This window comes from Rhizobium mongolense USDA 1844 (assembly GCF_000419765.1).
In the GTDB taxonomy this organism is placed as follows: domain Bacteria; phylum Pseudomonadota; class Alphaproteobacteria; order Rhizobiales; family Rhizobiaceae; genus Rhizobium; species Rhizobium mongolense.
Genome location: NZ_ATTQ01000018.1, coordinates 123,749 through 143,872 on the forward strand (window position 1 = coordinate 123,749; position 20,124 = coordinate 143,872).

26 protein-coding genes and 4 pseudogenes are annotated in these 20,124 nt (G+C 56.5%); 18 read left to right on the forward strand and 12 right to left on the reverse strand.

The window, feature by feature from the left end; all coding sequences use genetic code 11:
• The first annotated feature begins 135 nt into the window (after positions 1 to 135).
• Both A3C3_RS39410 and A3C3_RS0127725 read left to right on the forward strand, forming a co-directional pair.
• A complete protein-coding gene (locus A3C3_RS39410; protein ID WP_022717831.1) occupies positions 136 to 489 on the forward strand; it encodes a hypothetical protein in 354 nt (117 codons plus the stop codon).
• Between the two features lie 441 nt (positions 490 to 930).
• Positions 931 to 1,542 carry a GGDEF domain-containing protein gene (locus A3C3_RS0127725; protein ID WP_233450547.1) on the forward strand — a complete coding sequence of 204 codons (612 nt, stop codon included), beginning with the start codon at positions 931 to 933 and terminating at the stop codon, positions 1,540 to 1,542.
• Between the two features lie 355 nt (positions 1,543 to 1,897).
• Here the strand turns inward: A3C3_RS0127725 and A3C3_RS0127735 are convergent, their stop codons facing one another.
• The gene (locus A3C3_RS0127735; RefSeq protein ID WP_022717834.1) at positions 1,898 to 2,320 is read right to left on the reverse strand and encodes a type II toxin-antitoxin system VapC family toxin; all 423 of its coding nucleotides are present in this window, start codon (positions 2,318 to 2,320) and stop codon (positions 1,898 to 1,900) included.
• Positions 2,317 to 2,583, reverse strand: coding sequence for a type II toxin-antitoxin system Phd/YefM family antitoxin (locus A3C3_RS0127740; RefSeq protein ID WP_022717835.1), 267 nt, complete (start codon positions 2,581 to 2,583; stop codon positions 2,317 to 2,319). Before A3C3_RS0127740 ends, A3C3_RS0127735 begins: the two co-directional genes overlap by 4 nt.
• A gap of 137 nt (positions 2,584 to 2,720) precedes the next feature.
• Between A3C3_RS0127740 and A3C3_RS0127745 the strand changes: the two genes are divergently transcribed.
• A complete protein-coding gene (locus A3C3_RS0127745) occupies positions 2,721 to 3,077 on the forward strand; it encodes a hypothetical protein (RefSeq protein ID WP_156890797.1) in 357 nt (118 codons plus the stop codon).
• Positions 3,078 to 3,540: 463 nt separating this feature from the next.
• On the opposite strand, the gene A3C3_RS45500 is transcribed toward A3C3_RS0127745, so the two are convergent.
• Both A3C3_RS45500 and A3C3_RS44005 read right to left on the reverse strand, forming a co-directional pair.
• Entirely contained in the window at positions 3,541 to 3,801 is a 261-nt protein-coding gene (locus A3C3_RS45500; protein WP_145611615.1) for a hypothetical protein, read from the reverse strand.
• Positions 3,802 to 3,836: 35 nt separating this feature from the next.
• On the reverse strand, positions 3,837 to 4,088 hold the full coding sequence (locus A3C3_RS44005; RefSeq protein WP_325058576.1) for a GSU2403 family nucleotidyltransferase fold protein: 252 nt from the start codon (positions 4,086 to 4,088) through the stop codon (positions 3,837 to 3,839).
• Between the two features lie 225 nt (positions 4,089 to 4,313).
• Between A3C3_RS44005 and A3C3_RS0127760 the strand changes: the two genes are divergently transcribed.
• Together A3C3_RS0127760 and A3C3_RS0127765 are read left to right on the forward strand one after the other, a co-directional pair.
• Positions 4,314 to 4,589 carry a hypothetical protein gene (locus A3C3_RS0127760; protein WP_233450548.1) on the forward strand — a complete coding sequence of 92 codons (276 nt, stop codon included), beginning with the start codon at positions 4,314 to 4,316 and terminating at the stop codon, positions 4,587 to 4,589.
• 1 nt (position 4,590) lies between these two features.
• The gene (locus A3C3_RS0127765) at positions 4,591 to 5,160 is read left to right on the forward strand and encodes a type II toxin-antitoxin system VapC family toxin (RefSeq protein WP_022717840.1); all 570 of its coding nucleotides are present in this window, start codon (positions 4,591 to 4,593) and stop codon (positions 5,158 to 5,160) included.
• A gap of 67 nt (positions 5,161 to 5,227) precedes the next feature.
• Here A3C3_RS0127765 and A3C3_RS44010 read toward each other — a convergent pair.
• The 3 genes and pseudogenes from A3C3_RS44010 to A3C3_RS0127780 all read right to left on the reverse strand — a co-directional run.
• Positions 5,228 to 5,818, reverse strand: a pseudogene (locus A3C3_RS44010) (IS30 family transposase); the annotation flags it as partial.
• A gap of 74 nt (positions 5,819 to 5,892) precedes the next feature.
• Positions 5,893 to 6,792, reverse strand: a pseudogene (locus A3C3_RS39415) (IS30 family transposase); the annotation flags it as partial.
• 110 nt (positions 6,793 to 6,902) lie between these two features.
• Entirely contained in the window at positions 6,903 to 7,184 is a 282-nt protein-coding gene (locus A3C3_RS0127780) for a hypothetical protein (protein ID WP_145611617.1), read from the reverse strand.
• Between the two features lie 432 nt (positions 7,185 to 7,616).
• Here A3C3_RS0127780 and A3C3_RS0127785 point away from each other — a divergent pair, with 432 nt between their 5' ends.
• Positions 7,617 to 8,054 (forward strand): YybH family protein, encoded by a 438-nt coding sequence (locus A3C3_RS0127785; RefSeq protein ID WP_022717844.1) that lies wholly within the window; start codon positions 7,617 to 7,619, stop codon positions 8,052 to 8,054.
• 333 nt (positions 8,055 to 8,387) lie between these two features.
• Here the strand turns inward: A3C3_RS0127785 and A3C3_RS0127790 are convergent, their stop codons facing one another.
• A complete protein-coding gene (locus A3C3_RS0127790) occupies positions 8,388 to 8,747 on the reverse strand; it encodes a hypothetical protein (protein WP_145611619.1) in 360 nt (119 codons plus the stop codon).
• Between the two features lie 102 nt (positions 8,748 to 8,849).
• On the opposite strand from A3C3_RS0127790, the gene A3C3_RS45505 reads away from it, so the two are divergent.
• Positions 8,850 to 9,002, forward strand: coding sequence for a hypothetical protein (locus A3C3_RS45505; protein WP_156890798.1), 153 nt, complete (start codon positions 8,850 to 8,852; stop codon positions 9,000 to 9,002).
• Between the two features lie 107 nt (positions 9,003 to 9,109).
• Here the strand turns inward: A3C3_RS45505 and A3C3_RS0127795 are convergent, their stop codons facing one another.
• Together A3C3_RS0127795 and A3C3_RS44015 are read right to left on the reverse strand one after the other, a co-directional pair.
• On the reverse strand, positions 9,110 to 9,511 hold the full coding sequence (locus A3C3_RS0127795) for a hypothetical protein (protein WP_145611621.1): 402 nt from the start codon (positions 9,509 to 9,511) through the stop codon (positions 9,110 to 9,112).
• Positions 9,508 to 10,362 carry a thermonuclease family protein gene (locus A3C3_RS44015; RefSeq protein ID WP_084797038.1) on the reverse strand — a complete coding sequence of 285 codons (855 nt, stop codon included), beginning with the start codon at positions 10,360 to 10,362 and terminating at the stop codon, positions 9,508 to 9,510. The genes A3C3_RS0127795 and A3C3_RS44015 overlap by 4 nt, the downstream gene beginning before the upstream one ends.
• A gap of 405 nt (positions 10,363 to 10,767) precedes the next feature.
• On the opposite strand from A3C3_RS44015, the gene A3C3_RS45510 reads away from it, so the two are divergent.
• On the forward strand, positions 10,768 to 10,968 hold the full coding sequence (locus tag A3C3_RS45510) for a hypothetical protein (RefSeq protein ID WP_022717850.1): 201 nt from the start codon (positions 10,768 to 10,770) through the stop codon (positions 10,966 to 10,968).
• 372 nt (positions 10,969 to 11,340) lie between these two features.
• Here A3C3_RS45510 and tyrS read toward each other — a convergent pair whose 3' ends face one another.
• Entirely contained in the window at positions 11,341 to 12,603 is a 1,263-nt protein-coding gene (gene tyrS / locus A3C3_RS0127815) for a tyrosine--tRNA ligase (RefSeq protein WP_022717851.1), read from the reverse strand.
• 477 nt (positions 12,604 to 13,080) lie between these two features.
• Here tyrS and A3C3_RS0127830 point away from each other — a divergent pair, with 477 nt between their 5' ends.
• Together A3C3_RS0127830 and A3C3_RS44025 are read left to right on the forward strand one after the other, a co-directional pair.
• Positions 13,081 to 13,434, forward strand: coding sequence for a hypothetical protein (locus A3C3_RS0127830; protein ID WP_022717854.1), 354 nt, complete (start codon positions 13,081 to 13,083; stop codon positions 13,432 to 13,434).
• A gap of 196 nt (positions 13,435 to 13,630) precedes the next feature.
• Positions 13,631 to 14,470: a hypothetical protein gene (locus tag A3C3_RS44025; protein ID WP_084797040.1), complete on the forward strand. Its 840-nt coding sequence runs from the start codon at positions 13,631 to 13,633 to the stop codon at positions 14,468 to 14,470.
• A gap of 155 nt (positions 14,471 to 14,625) precedes the next feature.
• Here the strand turns inward: A3C3_RS44025 and A3C3_RS0127845 are convergent, their stop codons facing one another.
• Positions 14,626 to 15,339, reverse strand: a complete 714-nt coding sequence (locus A3C3_RS0127845) for a DNA helicase (RefSeq protein WP_022717856.1) — start codon at positions 15,337 to 15,339, stop codon at positions 14,626 to 14,628.
• A gap of 425 nt (positions 15,340 to 15,764) precedes the next feature.
• Between A3C3_RS0127845 and A3C3_RS45515 the strand changes: the two genes are divergently transcribed.
• The 8 genes and pseudogenes from A3C3_RS45515 to A3C3_RS44035 form a co-directional block, all read left to right on the forward strand.
• Positions 15,765 to 15,938 (forward strand): hypothetical protein, encoded by a 174-nt coding sequence (locus tag A3C3_RS45515; protein WP_022717857.1) that lies wholly within the window; start codon positions 15,765 to 15,767, stop codon positions 15,936 to 15,938.
• A 324-nt stretch (positions 15,939 to 16,262) separates the two neighbouring features.
• Positions 16,263 to 16,859, forward strand: a complete 597-nt coding sequence (locus A3C3_RS47335) for a dienelactone hydrolase family protein (RefSeq protein WP_233450549.1) — start codon at positions 16,263 to 16,265, stop codon at positions 16,857 to 16,859.
• Complete coding sequence (locus A3C3_RS47340; protein ID WP_233450550.1) at positions 16,807 to 17,238, forward strand: dienelactone hydrolase family protein; 432 nt, start codon at positions 16,807 to 16,809, stop codon at positions 17,236 to 17,238. The genes A3C3_RS47335 and A3C3_RS47340 overlap by 53 nt, the downstream gene beginning before the upstream one ends.
• Positions 17,239 to 17,993: 755 nt before the next feature.
• A complete protein-coding gene (locus A3C3_RS0127870; RefSeq protein WP_022717860.1) occupies positions 17,994 to 18,389 on the forward strand; it encodes a hypothetical protein in 396 nt (131 codons plus the stop codon).
• Between the two features lie 21 nt (positions 18,390 to 18,410).
• The gene (locus tag A3C3_RS46250) at positions 18,411 to 18,587 is read left to right on the forward strand and encodes a hypothetical protein (RefSeq protein ID WP_022717861.1); all 177 of its coding nucleotides are present in this window, start codon (positions 18,411 to 18,413) and stop codon (positions 18,585 to 18,587) included.
• Positions 18,587 to 18,729: pseudogene (locus tag A3C3_RS44030) on the forward strand (exodeoxyribonuclease III); the annotation flags it as partial. The gene A3C3_RS46250 and the pseudogene A3C3_RS44030, both read left to right, overlap by 1 nt.
• A gap of 174 nt (positions 18,730 to 18,903) precedes the next feature.
• On the forward strand, positions 18,904 to 19,284 hold the full coding sequence (locus A3C3_RS0127885; RefSeq protein ID WP_022717863.1) for a DUF6481 family protein: 381 nt from the start codon (positions 18,904 to 18,906) through the stop codon (positions 19,282 to 19,284).
• A 550-nt stretch (positions 19,285 to 19,834) separates the two neighbouring features.
• Positions 19,835 to 20,124, forward strand: a pseudogene (locus tag A3C3_RS44035) (L,D-transpeptidase); the annotation flags it as partial.

Sequence of the window (20,124 nt, forward strand, 5' to 3'; positions counted from 1 at the left end):
TGCGCACGTAGGCAGCGACAGGTACCGTGGCCTCATCGACGCCCTGCGCCGCTAGTTCACCTTTTCGGCCGCGATCGAACTTCATGACGAGATTCTCCCATCAAGCCGCAGACTTTACCTCAAGGAGGAAGAACGATGGTTCCGAAGAAGGGCACAGTTGTTCGCAACTGCCCCGCCAACAACCGCTTTGATTGCAGCAGGACGATTGCAGACGCTCTCAACGGAGAATTGGGAACAGGCGCACAAGCGGCGAAGACCATCATGCGCTGGACCGGTGTAAGTGGGCGGGCGGCGAAATACTGGCTGGCAGGCAGCCGATGTCCGAACGGCTGGCAATTGATCTTGCTCGCCCGCAATTCAGATGCCGTGCTGCGCGCTTTTCTGTCGATGGCGAACCGCGATCTGTTTGAAGTGTCACTGGAACTGGCGGCGGCACAGTCGACGCTGGCCCGCGCCTCGGCCATGCTCGATTCCCTGAGACCCGAATGACTGTCGAAAGGTCGCGAGCGCCAGGACGATAAGAAGGGCGGATCGCAAAAAAAAGCAGGCAAAGACAACGCGAGGGAAGAACGCGCTCAAGTCCAGATCGTTGCTCGCGGCAGGGATGTTGCACAGGCAAGCCACATGAAGCCATCTTCGTACCAACTGCCCACAGCACCTCACAGCGGAGAAAGCCGATGAGTCCCGCGTCTAAAGCAACAATTTTACCGGATTTTTTTACCGGGACTTGTTGCGCTGTGGGCTAGCTTTACGCTCTTCCTCAGCGAGTATTTGACCGCCATGAATTTTGTCAATCGTTACTCCCCCGCCATAATAAAACCCGCCTTGCTGCTTGCTGCGATCGGCGCGTCTTGCTGCCTGGCAGGATCCGTTGGTCTTTTACTTGTCTTAAACATGCTCCTCCCGGATCAACCATTTTTAGCCGGATTCGTGAGCATCATCGTCGTTTCGCTTGTTGTTGCATTTCCGCTGCTCCTCGCGCTGCAGCTCCGAAACGCAGAACTTGCGGCGCTGCACGCGAACATTGACCATACGGCCCGGCACGATCCGGTGACGAATGCGCTCACCGCCACCGCCTTTGCGGCCGCAATGCAGAACTATGCCGACCGCCGCCGGAAAATCGCAACCGATGCCGGCGGAATCATGATCGCCGTGGTCGTCGAGACGCTCGACACGATCAGCCGCCGGTATGGCCCCCAATGGGCCGACACGGTTATGCTGTCGCTCTCCGATATCATCAAGACCTCGGTCAGAAGCGGCGACCTCGTCGCCCGGCTCGCCTCAAATGAACTCGGCATTTTCCTGCCCGGCGCCAGCCCCGAAAACGCTCAAGAGATCGGCGCACGTATCCGCAGGCGCGTCTCGCAGGCTGCCTTCGAAACCGAGGAGGCGCCTCTCGACCTGAAGCTCAAACTCGGCGGTGCCCTCTTCGAGGGGGCTGAGGATTTCAACCGGATCAGACAGCTTGCCGGCGAGGTGGCGTTTGATAGCGGGACTGAGGACGGCGAGCCGATCGCGATTGCGAAATTGCCGGCGGCGTGACACCGGATAGGAGAAGGGCGCTTTTGGCGCTTTCCTGAGATTCAGTCGATTTTCAGCCGACGTGCAACGCGGTGTGTATCATGCTTGTCGGCAGTCAAGATATTGACCGCTCGAGCTTATTTTGGAGAATTGCCACATCGTGCAAGCGCCCGGTCGTTGACACCGGCGATGCTAACGAGATCCCGACCGTCGATTGAAGCCCGGAGTGCTCAAGCGTCGCTCACCGGATGATGGAGAACGGCGTCGAGAAGCTTAATTTGGCGCCGATCAGCAGAATGCCGGCATTGGTTTTTCAGCAGGCTGTAGGAGAGCACGCAGGCATCCTTTCCGACGACGGGCGATAATGTCACGCTAGTTAGCTGCTCCATGGATCGACGATCTCGATTCCGAAACCTTCAAAATCCCTGGTATTGCGCGTGGCGAGGGTAAGATTGTGTGCCATTGCCGTAGCAGCGATCAAACCGTCCATCGAGGCGAGCCCACGACCGCTTCGCTTCGCAAGTGCCATCAGGTCGCCCCACGCCAGGGCGACAGGCTCCTCTACCGGAATGACGCGCTGCTCGAAACGTTGCGGAAGATCCCTGGCAAGCCATTCCGCCAGCGCGTCGCGTTTTCTGCAACTATCCATCAGAGCAACACCGCGGCGAATTTCCGCGATCGATACAACACTGATGAAGGCACGATCTTCGTCAAGCCCATCAAGCCATTCCAGGACGCGTGTATCGGGACGCGGCTTCGTCACCTCGGACAAGACATTGGTGTCGAGGAGCAGTCTCACAGCGGCAAATCACGCGGCTCATCGCGTTGACGCTCGAGGTCCAGATCGGTGCCGCGCAGTGGCGAGTCCATCAGGAACTCGCCGAGCGAACCTTTGCGTGCCGTTTTCCTTTGCCATTCCTCCGCCGAAACAACGACGACGCTCGGTTTTCCGTTTCGAGTGATCGTCTGGGGCACGGATTGTGCGCGTTCGATAACCTCCGAAAATTTTGCCTTGGCGCCGGCGACCGTCCAGCTTTTGTCTTCGTGCGTTGATGGCTGCATTGCTCACTCCTGACTATAGTGACTATCGTGACTATATACGACGGTCTGATCTAACGCAAGTATTTTGGGAGGGTAGGGGAGGGCGACTGACCTTGCCCCCAAGTTTTATCCAGTTTTGAGTTCGCTCCAGCGGTTTTTTGAAGTGCTACCCGATTTTGGGCCAGCGGGAGCTGGAATTTTCCGGTGTTAAGGCTCAGCACGGCGGGGGTGCCGATGAGCCGTTCATCAGCGAAATCGGCACCGAAGGGCGGCGTCCGCGTCGGCAGGACTGGCCTGCTTGCCCCCGCCCTCGGGATGACGACAAAGATCGGCGGCATGTGTTCTCGGAAACCTGGTTTTCCACGATCCTGAGCTATCGCCATCAGCTCAACACGCTCCGGCAAGCGGTGAAATTTATCGAAAAGCGCAAGCAGGAACGTCAGCGCGTTCCTGCTCCGGGTTCGGCTCACTCGACGGTACGCCCGACGAGAGTGGAATTCGTCTTTACAGAATGAGAATCTGTCATCCTGACCGATAGACGAAGGCGCGTGCGTCGGCTTCAAATAAGAACGCTGAGTCGCTTCTCAAGCAGCCGGAGCTTTACCCTGCGGCGGTGCTTCATCCAAAGAGCCATTCCGCCCATAGCGAGAGCGCCAGGGCCAGCGCCTGCTGCAGGGCCGGGAACGGCGGTCGTTCCATACTGGAGGTTATCGATTACCGGAAAGTCACCTGCGGTGATTGAAACCGTTGAGAACGGTGTATCTGACAGCACGCCAAAAGTATGCAAAAGCGTTTTCGCTGGACGACACTAAGGCGCTGAAGCCATTGCCGAGGGTAATGGTAAACGGTGTCGATGTGCCGTAAAATTGGCCGAAGTCAAAACTGACGGCGTTTACGAACGATCCGAAGGCAAGGGTCAGAGTATGCGTCAGACCGTTTTGCCACAAGACAAAGCCACTCGAACGTAGGTAGGGTGCATCATGGCTCGTCTTCGTGCCGATGCCGAATAATTCCGCGTCCCCGATAGCCCACACCGGAGAGATTCGCGCCGCTCGTTCCAAAATACTGCTCATATTCGTTGGACCACGAATTGCCGTTGTAATTGTCGCCTCCAGTCATGGTGACCGCGTTCGACCAGGTGGTTTGATCAGCATATGTTTGCGTTGAGGCCTGTGTGGCCTGCGAAAACATCGCAATAGATGTGGCGACGCTAGCCGCTAAGATGGCATTGACTTTCATTTATTCCCCCCTGGGTAGAAAAAGCTGACTCAACATCAGAAGAGCTCGAAACAAGAGCGTGCGTCAATTAGCCCGAAAGGGTGGCCCACCGCCCAGTAAGGTCGAAATATATGATCAGCGCCTTTCAGGACATCGAGGACAGGAGGAATAGAATCCTCCACTTCGGCCGAGATCGCATAATCGTGCGCGAAATCGGCGTCGCCGGTTTGCATCGACGATGCGTCCTGGACGCTCGCGTAGCATTGAAACGCGATCGTGCCGACCGGGACCGGCGACAGCCGGAAGATGCGATGCCTGCGTTCGACATCGCTTCGACGGCGGCGGTTTCATCGTCCATCTGTCGGGGTGTCGAGGCGGCAAAGACCCTTCTTGAAAAAAAACCTATGAACGCTATGTTGGACGGAATCTAATTTTGTCGGACATGAAGCGAGTCCCACGTCATGAGAAAGCACAGCAGCTCCAAAAAGCCGGCGTCAGGGGACAACGGTCTTCTGACAAAGGTGGGGCGCCACGTGAAGACCGGAAAGTTCGCTGCCGTTAGTAAAGCACGCTTTGATGCCGTGATGAAAGCCGCCGAACATTCCGGCTTGCTCGGGGAAAAAAGCAAGCGAATCGGTGGCCGCATCAGTCCCGCGCTCATCGAGCAGGCGAAGAAGCACACAGGCATTGAAACCGATACCGACCTTATCGAATTCGCCCTGGCGAACGTAGCTCTCGATGACAATTTTGGATCGACTTTCCGGAAGATGCAGGGAACCGTCGATCCTGATTTAAAGCTCGGGTTCTGATGTGTCCGATTTCGACTTCGACGCGGCCCTCCGCTGGGCACGGTTCGATCCGCGAAAAACCTTGGCGCGGCGCGATGATGAGGAGTTGCCGTTCCTAAGCGATATGGCGGAGGCCGGGCAAGAGCTCCTTCTCGACACGTGCGTCTACATAGATGGTTTGCAAGGACGTGCCCCTGACATCGTTGCGAACCTGCTCGACATCCGCCATAGCAATCATTCGACAATCGCTGTCCAGGAGCTGATGCACACAGTTGGCGTGCTTGATCCTGAGCACCCCCGCACGAGGGCGGCGGTTCGGCAGATCAGGACGATGATTCGTGAAATGCCGGCGCACCGCATCTTCGTGCCGGATGCCGACACACTGGGACGCGCAGCTCTCCTGTCTGGGATTCTATGTCGATTGCAGGGTTACCAGCGTGATGCCCGCCTACGTGCCCTTCACGACTGCGTCCTCTTCTTGCAGGCGCAAAAGATCGGCCTCACCGTTCTCACGGCCAATGTGAGTGACTTTGACTATCTGCTTCAGTTGATGCCGACGGGTCGGGCCCTGTTCTATCGCTCAAACGATTAGCCTGGCGGGCTCCCCGCGCTTTCTTTCTTCTCGGCCTTTGCCACGGGCTCGTATGTGCGTTTGCCCACGTCACGTTGGCCTTGCCGAACTTCTTGCGAAACTGAATGAGATCGCACTCCCAATGCCCGAACTGCTTGCGTTCGGCGACCGTGTCAGGACGGTGAAGAATGTTGAGTTCCGGGCTGAAGCGGCGACCGTGACGGCGTCGGGCATGCCGCGGTCTCCGTCTCGCGCGACGCTCCGGCAGGTGCCGCCGCAGCTTGATGGCCTGACCGTCTGCGGAATAGGCGAACTTGTAGATCGTCTCGTAACTGACGCAAATCGGATGGCGCTCCAGCCGCATGCGGCCGGCGATCTGCTGTGGCGACCAGCCATGCACGATCCGCTCGATCACCGCTTGGCGCACATGGACGAAGCGGGCGAGCTTGCGCAGCTTGGCTCTGCGTTCACGTGCCATCTCGTTGGCGGTCACGCAATAGTAGCCGCTCAGATTCGGCATCTGCGGATCCTCAAACGCATTCCGCTTGAGCTCGCGGAAAATCGTCGAACGATGCCGTCCAAGCTTCTCGGCAATGACCGTGGCGCTCAGGCCGGCCGCTCGCCAGCGAGCGATCTTACGACGTTCATCCATATCGATCTGGGAGTAGGTGCGTCTCATGAGCATTCCTTGCGAGTGATAACCTATTGGTATCTATCGCAAGTCGCACTTCATCCTTGAACCCACCCGGCAAGAAGGTCTGCATCCGTCACCGACAAGGGATCGACCTCTCTCGAAAGCCATTTGCGAACTCGCCCATTGGTGTTTTCGACGGTGCCTTTCTGCCAAGGCGATTGCGGATCGCAGAACCAGGTCTGGGTGCCGATGTTTGCTTGCAGATACGGCCAGTCGGTGAACTCGGTGCCGCGATCGAATGTGATCGAGCGGCGGGCAAGATGGGGCAGGGATTGCAGCGCGCGGATCAGCCCGTCCATGACAGGCCGGGATTGCCGATCGTTGTTGCGAAGGAAGATCGCAAAGCGGCTGACCCGTTCGACGAGCGATGTCACATTGGCCTTGCCGAATTTCTTGCGGAACTGGATTAGGTCGCATTCCCAGTGCCCGAACTGCTTGCGATCGGCAACGACGTCCGGGCGGCGCAGGATGTTCAATTCCGGGCTGAAGCGCTGGCCATGTCGACGTCGAGCATGCCGCGGCCGGCGCCTGGCCCGGTGTTCCGGCAGGTGCCGCCACAGCTTGATGGCCTGACCATCTGCGGAATAGGCGAATTTGTAGATCGTTTCGTGGCTGACCGAGATCGGATGACGCTCCAGCCGCATGCGACCAGCGATCTGCTGGGGCGACCATCCGTGCAGGATCCGGTCGATCACGGACTGCCGCACATGTGAGAACCGCGCCAGCTTTCGCAACTTGGCACGACGCTCACAAGCCATGTCATGGGCCGTCACGCAGTAATAGCCGTTGAGATCCGGTATCAGCTTGTCGACGAACGTGTTGCGCTTGAGCTCACGAAAGATCGTTGAGCGATGCCGCCCGAGTTTCTCGGCGATAATCTCGACGCTGATGCCGGCCGTCCGCCAGCGAGCGATCTTGCGGCGTTCATCCAGGTCGATATGGGAGTAGGTGTGTCTCATTGCGCTTTCCTTGCGAGCGATAACCCATTGGCATCTTTCGCAAGTCGCACTTCATCCTTGAACCCACCCGGCTATAACATACATGTCACATAATCTATCTTATGGAACCGCTAGGCGGTTTGGCCGGTTACCCGGCTTCTTCCAAGCACGTACCCTACGACATGGCCAACGGTCACTCCCATCGAGACGACGGCAATTGCCGCAAACACATTCACCCACTTGGCCAATGCGAGAAGCATGACCCAAAAAGTGAGCGCGAACGGGATCGTAAAACTTGAAATTCCCATGACGAAAAACAGCAGCACCCCAAGCGTGTTCGACGCGTCTTGCAGGGGCGGGATTTCCGTAACAGCTAGAACCACAAAGCCGCTGAGCGACAAAGTGGCTGGCATCGCCAGCCTGGCCTGAAATGCCCGGACTCCTATTCGCCGTTGCTTTCGCCGATGCCCTGTCGAGATCGCTGTCAAAACAAGCGCAATGGTTCCAAGCAGGCAGACGATGACGGTAGATTGCGTGAACACCCGTACCGGCCCCTTTCCATCTCCAGTCGGATTGCTCCGGTCACCGTTCGCTGCTTGATAACTGTCTCTAGCGGCCACGTCGGGTAGTGAACTCGCCCGATATCATCTTTTGGGAGTGTGCGAGGCATATGATCGGGATGTGGTAAACAAACTCACGCGGCATAGCGCGTGCCGCGCGGTTCTCGATGTTCCGCGCTACAGGAGCTGCTACGCCAAATGGGCGAGTTTACACCCCGGCTGTCGGAGCTTACGGTTCGAAGCGGGATTTACCATCTATGCCCGCATGTTTGTTGGGAGGACATCATGGATAAACTTCTGACTTCCATGTTTGCCGTGCTGTGCATTTTCTTCTCGTTCGCCCCTGCCAAGGCTGACCCGGCAGACGAGGTAAAGGCCGCCTACTCGGCGTGGGACGCAGCATTCAACAAAGCGGACGCAAAAGCCGTTGCGGCATTCTATACGGACAACGCTATTTTCTTGCCCGCCACCCATGACGTGATTAAGGGGCCGGGCGGCGTCGAGAAATTCTTCGGCGGAATCTTCGGCATGGGCGTGACAGGCCACAAGCTTGAACTGATCGAGGCACAGGGCGACGGCAAGCTGCTGGTTGGCACAGCGAAATGGTCGGCCAAGGGTAAAGACGCTAAGGGCGCTGACCAGCCATGGGCTGGGGTGGCAACCCATGTCTTTGAGAAACAGGCCGACGGCAGCCTGAAACTCAGGGTGCACACCTTCAACTGAACCAGCAGATTTCGAAGACCGTCTCTTGAAATTGTCACTGCACGCGCCGCAAGCGTCTGTGGCGAAGTTGCAGCTTCCTTTCATGAGAAATCTGTTATTCTTCGATATCGCGCACACTCTCTTGTTTCGGGTAACGAGACGCGCGTTCAGCCAGTCCTATTCAGGCGACCTGGCCCTGCAACCGACCGCCCCCCAGCCCAGCAGGGCCCTTTTTCGTTTCGTAATATTCTGCGACGAAGGTGTTGCAACCGCCCCTATTCCTAATCGGGATGGGATGTATGAGGCATACCGTCGTTCCGGCTAGCATCTACCCCCGAACGAGTATATCCGCCCTTAACCAGGGAAACGCTCTTCACAACGCCGGGCGAAATTGATCACGAGCTTTGCGTCTCTCTCGGCAACAGCCGCTAACAAATCGACATGCTTCTGCATGTAGGCCTCCGCATCGCCTTTAGACTTATGGGCTTCCTCAAAAATGGCCTCGGCCTCGGTGACTAGCTTGTCAAATTTGATTTGGTAGCCTTCGGATTTGCTGGTGTCACCGGCTTCCTGATACACCTTCGCCATGATCGAGAATGCCGCTCCACACTGAAATGGATGGTCGTTAGGATTGGCTCCAAGCTCAGCCCGACTCTGCCCAAAACTCGGCGTCGCAAAAGCACCGATCAGAAGCAGTACGAAAGTACGACGCACAAGTTTTTCCTTCCCCAATGAGCCACACCGTCTTAACATTCCGATGCCCTGCTTGCTGGTCAACATCACCGGACGCTTACTTTGCAGTCTAGGTCTTTGCAGATGAACGATCTGATGACGGCAGTTTTTCCTGCTGTTTTTGAACGCCTATCTGGCAAGCCGAAACCTATTTGGCCTTGGATAAATGTGGCAGCGTGGGCTGCACTTGCGGTATTTGGTTTCTGCGTCGCGGCAGCCTATTACGCTTTCTCCTGATGCTGAACGTCCGCCGGGATACCAAACAATTTACGGTTCCAGCGATGTTTGGCATCGGCATGAATCTCGTGATCAAAGGCGACAGCCCCTCGTCCACTTGTGACAAATCACTGGTAGTCGGGAAAACTGACCTTCTCGTCATCTGGCGCGTTGGCCCATTTTCGAAAAACCTCATAGGTAACTGCGCCGGAAGCGATTCCTTTGATCACTCGGCGGCAAACTTCCTTGGTCGCCTCGCTAGCAGATATAGACGAGTCGCGTTCGATCTGCGCCTTGGTGTCGCTGTCCATTTTCAGTATCCCGCGCTGGGCGCACCCATCAATGAGACGGCTATGCGTGTCGGGTTGCTGACGGATGATCGAGGCATAGTATTCGAACGTCTCCTCGTTCCAAACATTTTCCTCAGCCAATGCAATGCCAGAAAATCCAAGAAGCAGGAAAAGGACCAGCAGTCGGCGCACAGCCGATGGTTCCATGAGCATGAACGGCCTTCTCGGAGAAATCGTCATGATTGCCGCCCGCACCACGGCCTTGGAGTTCTCGGGCAGCGGCTTCCTCCACAGATGAAGGGAACGGCAAGACCTTCGGCAATCAGGATTTGCCCTACATCTTGTCCTCCGACCTTCAAGACGCCGCAACTGCGTCCGTAATTGCACGCGTCCGTTCCTTCGGTACCGGTTGGACAAGCACACGCCACCTTTGTGAGTTGCACGTTTGGCGAACTGACCAGTTCCTTCAGACGCTCTTTCGCGCGGTTGCCCAGTTCCCGTTCATACCTGCATTGAGGGCTGAAGGTCTCAGGTGTGTTGAAGCCAACTAGGCGCGTCCCTGCCCGCTCTCCCGCGACGTGGACGGTATCGCCGTCCGTCACTGTGAACGATGACCAGACCTGCTCCGCCACATTCGGCGATTTGCTAGCTGTACCAAGAAAAAATTGCTTCGGTCCGGTCTCGAACAGTGAATAAAGAAAGCCGACCATCGCGATGAGTGCCACAATCACTGCATCTCGGGCAAACTTTCTACTCCACCACCTGACCTGTCGCGGCAGGAAGGAAGATTTGCGATGTTGTGAGCGACGCGGGTATGGGGCCGAACGGAATGCCACTATCGCTTCGTGGCGCTGCGTTCCGTCGCGCCCGAGAATTTGATTAAGTTTCAACATTTGCTTGTCGGTCAGGCGCGTCCTGCCACCGTATCTCTCCAGCCTGTGAAGCACGTCCGAGAGAAAGCTCCGCTGCCACGGACTGAGCGTCGCTTCGGCCAGTGCTGCGCGAATATTGGCTTTGAGATGCTCCGTTTCGAAGAGCACGAGCGCCGCGCCGCTTGATTTCGAAGCTGAATGGCGCGCTGCATCTAGCAAGACGGCTCCACGCGCGGGTGATTTTTTTATAGTGAAGCCAGATCGCGGCAATGGAGCCAAGCATAGTGAAACAGTACCAGCCGAACATCAGGCCGAGCACCCACTGTTCCTCGCTATTACGAAGACCAAACCCAGTAGCGATCAAAACAACATGAGCAATAAGAAGTCCAACCGCGATGTAGATCACGAACACAACCCCTGTTAGCAAAATCGTTATACGCAAAACAACCGCCGCTTCCAAGATGTGGCGGCCTTCTGATTGTAAGCTGGTAAATCTCCGGTTACAAAATTAGCTCCAGATGATTTCAGCGAAGAGGATCGGAGGCTCTCTAGTTCAATTGGCGAACGGCATCCCTTCGAACCAGAATAATTAGCGTTAGAAACGGTGAACGGAAGTTCCACCTGATGGCCCACGACCAGTCCAAGGATCATTGGGCCGATGATGATAACTGCATTTCTTCCTATGACGTAACCAAAGAATGGAGACATGATGATCGCGCAGAACTTCTTGAAATCGCTGCCCGGCTGCGTGTCGATGCTTCTGATTATCAACAAGAACACCATGGCCCCGGTAAGAAGACCGGCAGCTATTCCAAGAGCACCTGACTTTGCCATCCAGTCCGTGGAAGGGAGGAAGTCTGCCCCAAGCATCTTGGAGAAAACAGGCAGGCCAAGCAGCACCCATATTACAACCAGCATTTTTACTAGACTTACCACGCGGCTGGGGTTTTACTTCGTCTGTCGAACTGCTCATACATCGCCTCACCCTTTGATCGATCAGCCAACAATTCGAGAAGAAACGATGGCAGCGTATTATTGGTTAAAAAATTTCCCGACGTACTTTCTCGTGAGCGCGTCATCTTTGTCGACGACCACGTTCTGGACCGACAGGTGAGCGACTTGATCAAGGCAGGGCTGCCAGGGAAGTAACGGAGCAGACAAGTGATGCGCCGGGCTCTGCAATCCGGCGCATCGGACCTACTTCACGACCGTGTGACGCTTCCGACCCAGGGAAAGCCGGATCGGAAGGTCCTGGTCTGATATCATGACATCGAGTTCCTCCACGATCTCGCCGTTGACCCGCACACCGCGCCCCGAGATCGCTCTTCGCGCCTCCCCCTTCGAGGAGGTCAATCCAGCACGGACCAATAACTCCACAAGGGCTACCCCGCTCCTGCGCTCCGCATCATCCAAATGAAGCGTCGGCAGCCCCTCTGCAGCCTCACCGTGCCCGAACGCCCGTCTCGCCGTAGCCGCAGCCTGATTTGCGGAACCAGCTCCATGGACAAGCGCCGTGGCTTCGTTGGCGAGACGTTCCTTGACGGTGTTAAGTTCGGCCCCTTCTGCCTGGCCGAGCCGTTCGATCTCATCCACCGGCAGGTCTGTGAAGAGCTTCAGGAACCGGACAACATCAGCATCTTCCGCGTTGCGCCAGAATTGCCAGTAGTCGTATGGCGACAAGCGATCCTCGTTCAGCCATACAGCTCCGGCAGCCGTCTTACCCATCTTCAAACCCGAAGCAGTTGCCAGAAGCGGCGCAGTCATCCCAAAAACTTCGTTCCCGTCCGTTCGCCGGACCAGGTCGATGCCGTTGATGATGTTCCCCCACTGGTCGGCCCCGCCCATTTGCAAGCGGCAGCCGATCCGGCGGGATAGCTCAAGGAAGTCGAACGCCTGGAGGATCATGTAATTGAATTCGAGGAAGCTCAGGTTCTCCTGCTTCTCCAGCCGCGACCTGACACTGTCGAAAGAGAGCATCCGATTGACGGAGAAGTGCCTGCCTACGTCTCTCAGCATGTCGATCCAGCGAATGCCATCCAGCCAGTCAGCATTGTTGACCATCATGGCATCCGTCGGGCCGTCACCGAAGGCAAGAAGACGATCAAAGACTTTTCTGATCCCTTCGATGTTGCTGGTGATCTGCTCGTCCGTCAGCATCGGCCGCACCTCCGACCGGAAGCTCGGATCACCGATACGAGTGGTCCCGCCCCCGATGAGAACAATGGGCTTATGACCTGCCTGCTGAAGGCGGCGAAGAGTCATGATCGGAAGAAGGTGGCCCACATGTAAGCTGTCGGCAGTCGCATCGAAACCAACGTAAGCGGGCACGATGCCAGCCTCGAAGGCGGCATCGATCCCTGGCAGATCGGTCGCTTGGTTCACATAACCGCGTTCGACCAGCGTCTTCATGACCACCGAACGCGGTTCGAAATGATCGGCCGAGGCATCGGAAATTGTCATCGGAACTCTCCTGGTATTGCCGCCAGGGGTTCTCCACAATGAACAAAACCGCCTGACGGCGGCTTGTTTCAAGGCATGATTGAAACGCGCCGCTCCTTAGGGAAGCGTCGCATAATAAATTGCGGCGATGAGCGCGGTGTTGTTCATGCGGCTGCTCATAAAGAACTTCATCCTGGCTTGCAAGGGAAAGCTGAATGGTCGCTTCGGGCCGAAGCTGAAGACAGTCCGACCTCCTTCGCGCCATGAGCGTCATCGCGCCTCCCATATCGGATAGCCCTTGGCTACTTGGTACTTGCTGGGAGTTCGTATTGGTCTCATGATCGGCTTACTTCTCTGGCAGGGGTGAGGGAGCTTAAATGGCGTGGGGTAGAGGGCTATTCAGGATGTGGATCGTCCTGAGTGTGATCTGGTGTGTCTTGGTTGGCCTCCTCATGTGGAACAGCATAGCCAATCCCTATATCTCTTGGGGGGTTCAGGATGGGTGAAGGCGATCCTGAATACCTCGAACCCTTGGGTGAGAAGATTTCAGCCGCGCGTGCGCTCAAAGAGCGAAAGTTGCTCATCGAGTATGAAATCAGCTTTGACCAAACGGGCCTTAGAGAGACGGCCTTCTTCTTCCCGGCTAGCGCAGTACATGAGGCAAACCTAAAGACCATCGAAGCGTACCTCCCCAAAGCCACGGCCCTACAGAATGCCAAGATCAGGCTTGCACGCTACGAGGCCCTATGGACGACTGGATGGAGTGCCATCGTGCCTCCGTTGTTAATCCTTACGCTTGGGCTGGCCATTCGGTGGGCCTTGCTGGGATTCCGGCCGCGCATCGCGGGGTGAAGTTCGGGTCGTCAAAGTCACCGGCTAGCGGCACTGGCGTCTGCTTGGGCCAAGACGAGCTGTCTGACAGCGTCGCTTTCGCCCGGGAATCTGTCTTTGCACGCCCCGGCAAACCGCGGGGAGATCAACCGAAAGTCAGTACAATTAGCTGATTAGCAATAACGATCCTGCAGTCTGAGCGTGGTATCTGATAGGGATGACGTCGCGTTGCCCGCCCTTGCCATTTTTGTCTCTCTGCATCGTGCTCGTCGCGGTTCTGGCAGCGTGCTCGCCTTCGCAGAAGCGCTATTCTGAAACTGAAATCGAATTCCTCGCCTCGGATGCTCATGTAATTGTCGGAGATGTGCCCCTGGTGGTGCCGTTTGTCGCCTTGACGGGCCTCGTAAGCGCGAAGCATTCTTTCTCATTAAACAAATCAAAAGATCGCAAAGCGGCAAAAGAGCGTTTGGAAGAGTTTCGTAAATCGGCAAGCAGCCAGGACACCGCACCAACGATTGATAACCTGGAAATTACAATGAGGACGTACGGATGGGACGACTTTGACACGTCGCTCATACGAATTTGCTCTCGCTTTACCCGCCAATGGTCGCGGTCGGTTTGCAATGATCCATCGTCACCTCTTCAGCAAGCGATGCCGCACGACAACAATCATTTCTTCCTCGTCGATGACCGGAAACTGGACGCGTTCCAAAACCATCGGAGGGTCTCCGACCAGCTCCGTGAGATGCACCTGAAGAGTGGGGAGACGTCGCTCGTATGTGATACCAAAAGCACCGGCGATACAACGCTTTGTACGGCAGCAATAGCAATCGAACGTCATCTGGTGGCCGTCTGGAGTGTTTGGGGCAGCACGACCGAGGCAAATTCCCGCCAAGAGCGTGAGGGTGCAGCAATCAAAGCATTCGTCGTCAACGCACTCGGCCCCACCGAGAACTTTCCCTCGTTGTTCTCGCTAGTTTGCGAGCTGAATACCCCGGCAACTCCGACCGGAGCGCATGAGAACCCATGCGGACTATCTCCCATTTCACGTCCCTAGCGTTTGGCCGCAATCCCCGTGAATGTGTTGTCGGATATACAGATCGCCGCTAAGGGCCGGAACGCGAACGAGGCATCGGCCCGGATTCCGCCAACACCGGTCATTGCAAGATCGACTGCCGCGACCCGCCTGCGGCATCACGGCAGTCGAGCACGTTAGACCACGTCGTGAAGCTGGGCCTCACCGTTGTGCAGGAAGCAGGCTTTGGTGAAGAGCCCTAAATCCACGAGATTGGGAAGCCGAATGTCCCGGATATCCGGCAGCCGTTTGCTATCTGGATCAAACGACCGATCAATCTGGGAGATGAACCCGAGAACAACACCAGTTTTTCTGGCGAACTCTCCAAGAGCGACGACCTGATCCGAAAGGGCGGGCTTGCTTCGCTGCTGGTCGAGTATCTGCAGATAGTCGATAACGGCGACCGTTCCTGGCCTCGCCCCCGACAAATAGCGAATGATGTAATCCGCGCTGATTTCATCCGACGTCACGATTTCCAGATTGTCGGCAACGCCGTGTGAGCCTTCATCCAAAGACTGAAAGTGTTTGCGTGCCTGCTGCTCGGTAAGTTCTAGTGTGAATAGTACCGCTTTTCTCTCGTCTTGGGCAGCGTCAAGCAAAAGCTGAAGTCCAAGCGAGGTCTTGCCATGTCCCGGCCGACCGGCCACCAATAGCAGATCACCATCATTCAGCCGGGATAATATTGTTTTGGACAGTGACCCCGCTGCGATTTGAGACGAGAGCAGGCTCCATCTTGCGAACCCCTCCTCTCGCGCAATTTGATCCAGGGCTTCGTGCAGAGGAACGTTACTATTCCGAGCCATGAGCTTGGCTCGGCGTTTCAATTGGAAGATCGGGGCAGAGAGTTTCATCAAAGGACCTCCATTCCGAACCTGAAACGCAACCCCTCCTTATGCGACGCTCGAACAGATGGTTCGATGATGATGTCACCCCGTATGTGCGATACTTCCCCGAAAGGAGGGAGGAGGCGCGGGCCAAGCCTGTGCAGCGGAAGCTAGCGGGCTTGATGATTCGCCACAAGCGGTAAAGACCGCTTCGGGCCAACAGCGATCGGAATGCGCCAAAAGCTGAAGTCCATCTGATCCGGCCGAACGCTCATTGCCGCCCATTGCGGCCGCTCACTAATGGCCGCCGCATTATAATTGGGCGGAACTTTTCCGTACGGTCCCCAGTGGACGCGGCAGGTGCGCTATTTCCCAAAAGTTGATTTGACAACCCACCGTTATCGCTCTTGATTTCGGATGACCTAATATTCCTCGACTGGATGGAGGAAGCGATGAACACGATTATGCGCACGTTATCCCTCACCTTGGGCGTTGCTGTTGCGGCGGGGTGCGCTTGGTTGACGCCGTTCCCGACGACCGTACTTGCCCAGGATCACTCGCACGAAGCCGTGGGCTTTGAAGGGAAAGTTCTACTGAAGACGACGGCAACGGCAACTGACCGATGAACACCCCCATGCAAGCCTTCAATCCTGGCGGCGTCCCTACGAAACTCCTGGTCGTGATGGTCGGAGCGAAAGGCAAACCCAGCTTCATTGCCGTCGAATAGCATTACAGAACGGGCAGCTACGATCAGTTGCGGCATCACGAGAAACGCCCGTATAGGAGGTACGCTAAATCTTGATCGCACACGCTGTAGCAGGTCGAGATTTGCGGAATTCTGCAGCAAATCCCACCCTTGGATATTATCATCAATCCGAGACAAGCTGTGGGAGAGTCAATGGCTTGGCGGCGTAACCTTCTAAGTTGGCCCCAAGCCGGAGGTGCTTATCATGGTACGCTTTATCGGAGCCGCCCTCACCCTGTTCTTTGTGACACTGTTCGCTCCACACGGGCACGCCGAGGAAGCCCGGCCGAAGTTTCCCCCAGACGAAACGTTGACAGTGCCGTCGCTCACCTTAACGGACGAGCAGTTCCTGCTGGGCGACACGGCGAACGGCATTGCTGTGACGCCGACCGGCCAGCTTCGGTTTCCAGGTTGGGATGAGCACCTTCCAGCCGTCGTTCTGCTCCACGGAACCAACAAGAACGTCTCGATAGTCCGATGGGCCGACTTTCTCAATAGAATGGGCATCGCCACGTTCCGTCTCGACAGCTTTGGTGGGCGAGGCATAGACGAGGTTGAAATAGACCCGTCGCGACTGAGCTCTTTCGCACAGTTCTACGACACCTATCGCGCCGTCGACGTGCTTGCGGCCCACCCACGCATCGATCCTTCACGGATCGCAGTGATGGGCTTCTCGCGCGGTGGTACCGCAGCACTGTACACCAGCATGCGGCGCTTCCAAACTCTCCATGGCCCGAGCAAAACGCGGATTGCCGCACACATTTCGTTCTATCCTGCCTGCAATACTCAAGTTCGTCGATGAACTCGATGTCGCCGATGCACCGATCCGCGAATTCCATGGCACGGCGGACGACACGACCCTGGCTGCTACCTGTCGTGACTACGTCACGCGCCTCAAGGACGCCGGGAAGGACGCGGTCATGATCGAATATCGCGGCCCGTATCACGGATTTGATATCCCTGATGCGCGGCCAGGTCTTAATAAGAGCGCACAGACGCCGCGCAATTGTCAGCGCCGTGAAGAAAACGGTAAGATCGTCAACGTCTCGACCGGCAAACCCTTCACCTACGCGGATGCTTGTATGGCACCTGGTGAGACAAGTGGTTACGACAAGGCTGCGACTGAGGCAGCACAGGCCACCGTGAAAAAGTTTTTAACTGAAGTCTTTCACCTCAACTGATTCGATGACCAACTATCGAGAACGGGGGGCCGCGCCGCTGAATTCTGTTTAAGCGCACTGCGTTAATGCAAATTGTTTTTGCCATGGCTGATGCTTAGGCGGATGCGCGGCCATGAGCCTTGAGAAGGCTCCTCCCCGCCACCTTTCGAGGCCAGTTGAGGTGATCGGGGACGTTCGGCGACTGCCTGTAAGCGCTTTGCCGACTTTCTTACACCACCGAACAATTTTGGTGGCAAAGCGGGGCACTCAGTTTCAAGCGGCCGCAATGATAGATGAAGCCATGCAGGATGGTCACGCGAGCAAGTGATCACCTCGCGCTCGGGGACCTAGCAAACAATTTTTGGTTTTGAAGATCAGTCTTCCCCTGACGACCCCAGCCAGAACACAGAGTTGCCAGCTGTGGGCACGTTCGGCTGAGAGGCGAAAAGCCAGCGCGGTGCAAGTATTCAATGGACCGAGCGTGATGGCAATCGAAGCCGAACGTCACTTTCATCTATTGCGACAAGCCTTTTTCCCAGTTTCGTCCCGAAGCGCACCGAGGACCGTCGCAGGCGACAATCCGCCTTCGGCACACTCTGCGATTAGCCGCATGATGAGAAGATCGAACTTCTCGTGCAACTCTCATTATCCGGGTCCTGGGGAATTCCGCGTGTCTCGTGATGAGCAGGAAGGCACGACGCGAGGACCGTTTCATTGTGAGGGAACATTCCCATAGGAACTCAGTTTAGCTGCATTAAATTCAAGAGGATGATGCCATGGCTACCTATTTAGACGAGCGCGGCAACCGGGTCGCGTCAGAGGATAAGGATAAGGATGTCGTCAAAACGCCGGTCGAAGCACGACAAGGGTTTCTGGGACGTCCGGTTTTGAAGGTCCTGGTCGGGGGCCTGTTTCTGGCGATGATCGCTTGGGGCATCTCGGAAATGTTTGGCGAGGCGGTCGACAACGATTCGGCGACCGACGTCAACCAATCGGCCACGACGGAGCCGAATGCCGTTGTCACTCCTACCGACCAAAAGGTGATCGACAATACCCCTCCGGCCGGTGAGCAGATGCAAACCGCGCCGACGGATCGCGATCCGACTGCTGAATCCGGTTCGGGGGGAGATTCTCAGTCTGTCGCGCCAGCAGGCACCGAGAAAACACAATAACCTCCGACGAAAGGAAGACACATGACAAAACGCGAACTCATCGATACCGGCACTGACAAACGCTACGTCCGGCGTGACGAAGACGGCCGGTTCAAAGAATCAGTGGACGTCGGAAAATCTTTGGCAGCCGACCGCCGCACGAAGGCCAAGACAAAAGCAAAAATGGGCGAAGGTGACAAAGGCGATCACGAGCGCTGATGAAGATCGCCACCTACAAGGTCATGGCGTGAACTGGCGGCTGCCCGTTCTTCTGCGCTGGCTGGAGGAATCCAAGCCGGACGTGGTGTGCCTTCAGGAGTTGAAATCGGAAAGGTTTGCGATGTCGCTCATTTCGGCCGCCATCTCGCGAGCCGCAGCCATTGTTTGACGCTTTTCGCCCCAGATTCTTAGCCGCCCCCGCGATTGTTTGTGAGGGAGGGTCAGGTTATTATAGAGCAATGCCGTTCAGTCGTATGCCAAGTGCGTCGATAGCTGTGAATGGCATAGGAAAACCAACACAACAGGACGATATAGTTTGAGACATCCAGGCGATGATAACTTTGCCAATCGCCGCAAAGCGGCGAACGAAGCCAAGCAGCAGCTGCTTGATAAACTCAAGGCCGCGCCCAAGGCCGACGACCCTGAGATGGTCGCCAGGCGAGCGGAACGACGGGCCACAGCCGAGGCTCGTGAACTACGACGTGCCGAGCGCGTGAAGTCAAAACAGGAAGAAGCCGAACGCAACCTTGCCGCCGCAGCCGCCCTGGCTGACGCAGCGAATGCTGAGGCGCGGGCTAAAGCCGAGGAGCGCGAAACGCAAGAAAGAGAGCGAATTGCCAGTGTGATCTCAGACGAGGCAGATCGGAAGGCTAAGCGGGACCGCCGCTACGCAGCCCGCAAGTCTCGGCGCGTCTAAACGACAAGCCAGGTTTGGTTGATCAAAGTCCTCAGACTTTAAAAGCGCTGCAGAAAACAGCAAACGTCAGATCGCCCGACATGTGTTCGGCGGCATTGCGGCCGGTCGTCAGGATTGTCTCGCCCAGGCAGATTATCACGAACAGTGCACAGTTCGGCCAAACTCAACGCGATAGCATTTGACCAACCGCAGGCCGATGTCCGAAGTAAGAAAAAATTCCTTATGCGATGGGATTATTCTCCGACAGGTTCGGTGTCAGGTTCTTGTCGTCGCTTGTGAAGCCTGTGGCCGCAGCGAGGAAGTCGATCGACAGGCGGTCGTTAAACAGTACGGAGCAAGTATCTCAATCGCAAAGCTCCGTCGTAGAGCGGCCTTGGTTGCGAACGCATGAACCACCACGATGGCGTTGATCGACGCCAGATGGAAATTTCGGCGAAAGCGGAAATGAAGGAGGCGGTCCGATCATGGGCGACAGCATCGTTTCGAAGTTCTTGCAACTTAGCGGTCATAGTGCCGCCACAGAGTTCGGCCCAAGCGGATGGCGGACAAAATGAGATTGCTGGCTCTCTTGGCTGCAGCCCTTTTGCTGACGGCCTTTCAGGCCCAAGCCCAGGTTTACGGGCCTTATGATGGATACGACGACTATGGTGGCTACGGTTATGACGACCCGTACAGCCCTTATCCGCCACCGCTGGATTACGAGCCAGTGCCTCGCTATCGGGAACCTTGGCAAGAACGTCGGGAGCCATCGACGCGAAGCGCAAGGGGAACCATCGTCATCGCCACGCGTGAGCACACCCTTGTTTACATCACCTCACAAGGCGAGCAGTTCGCCTACCC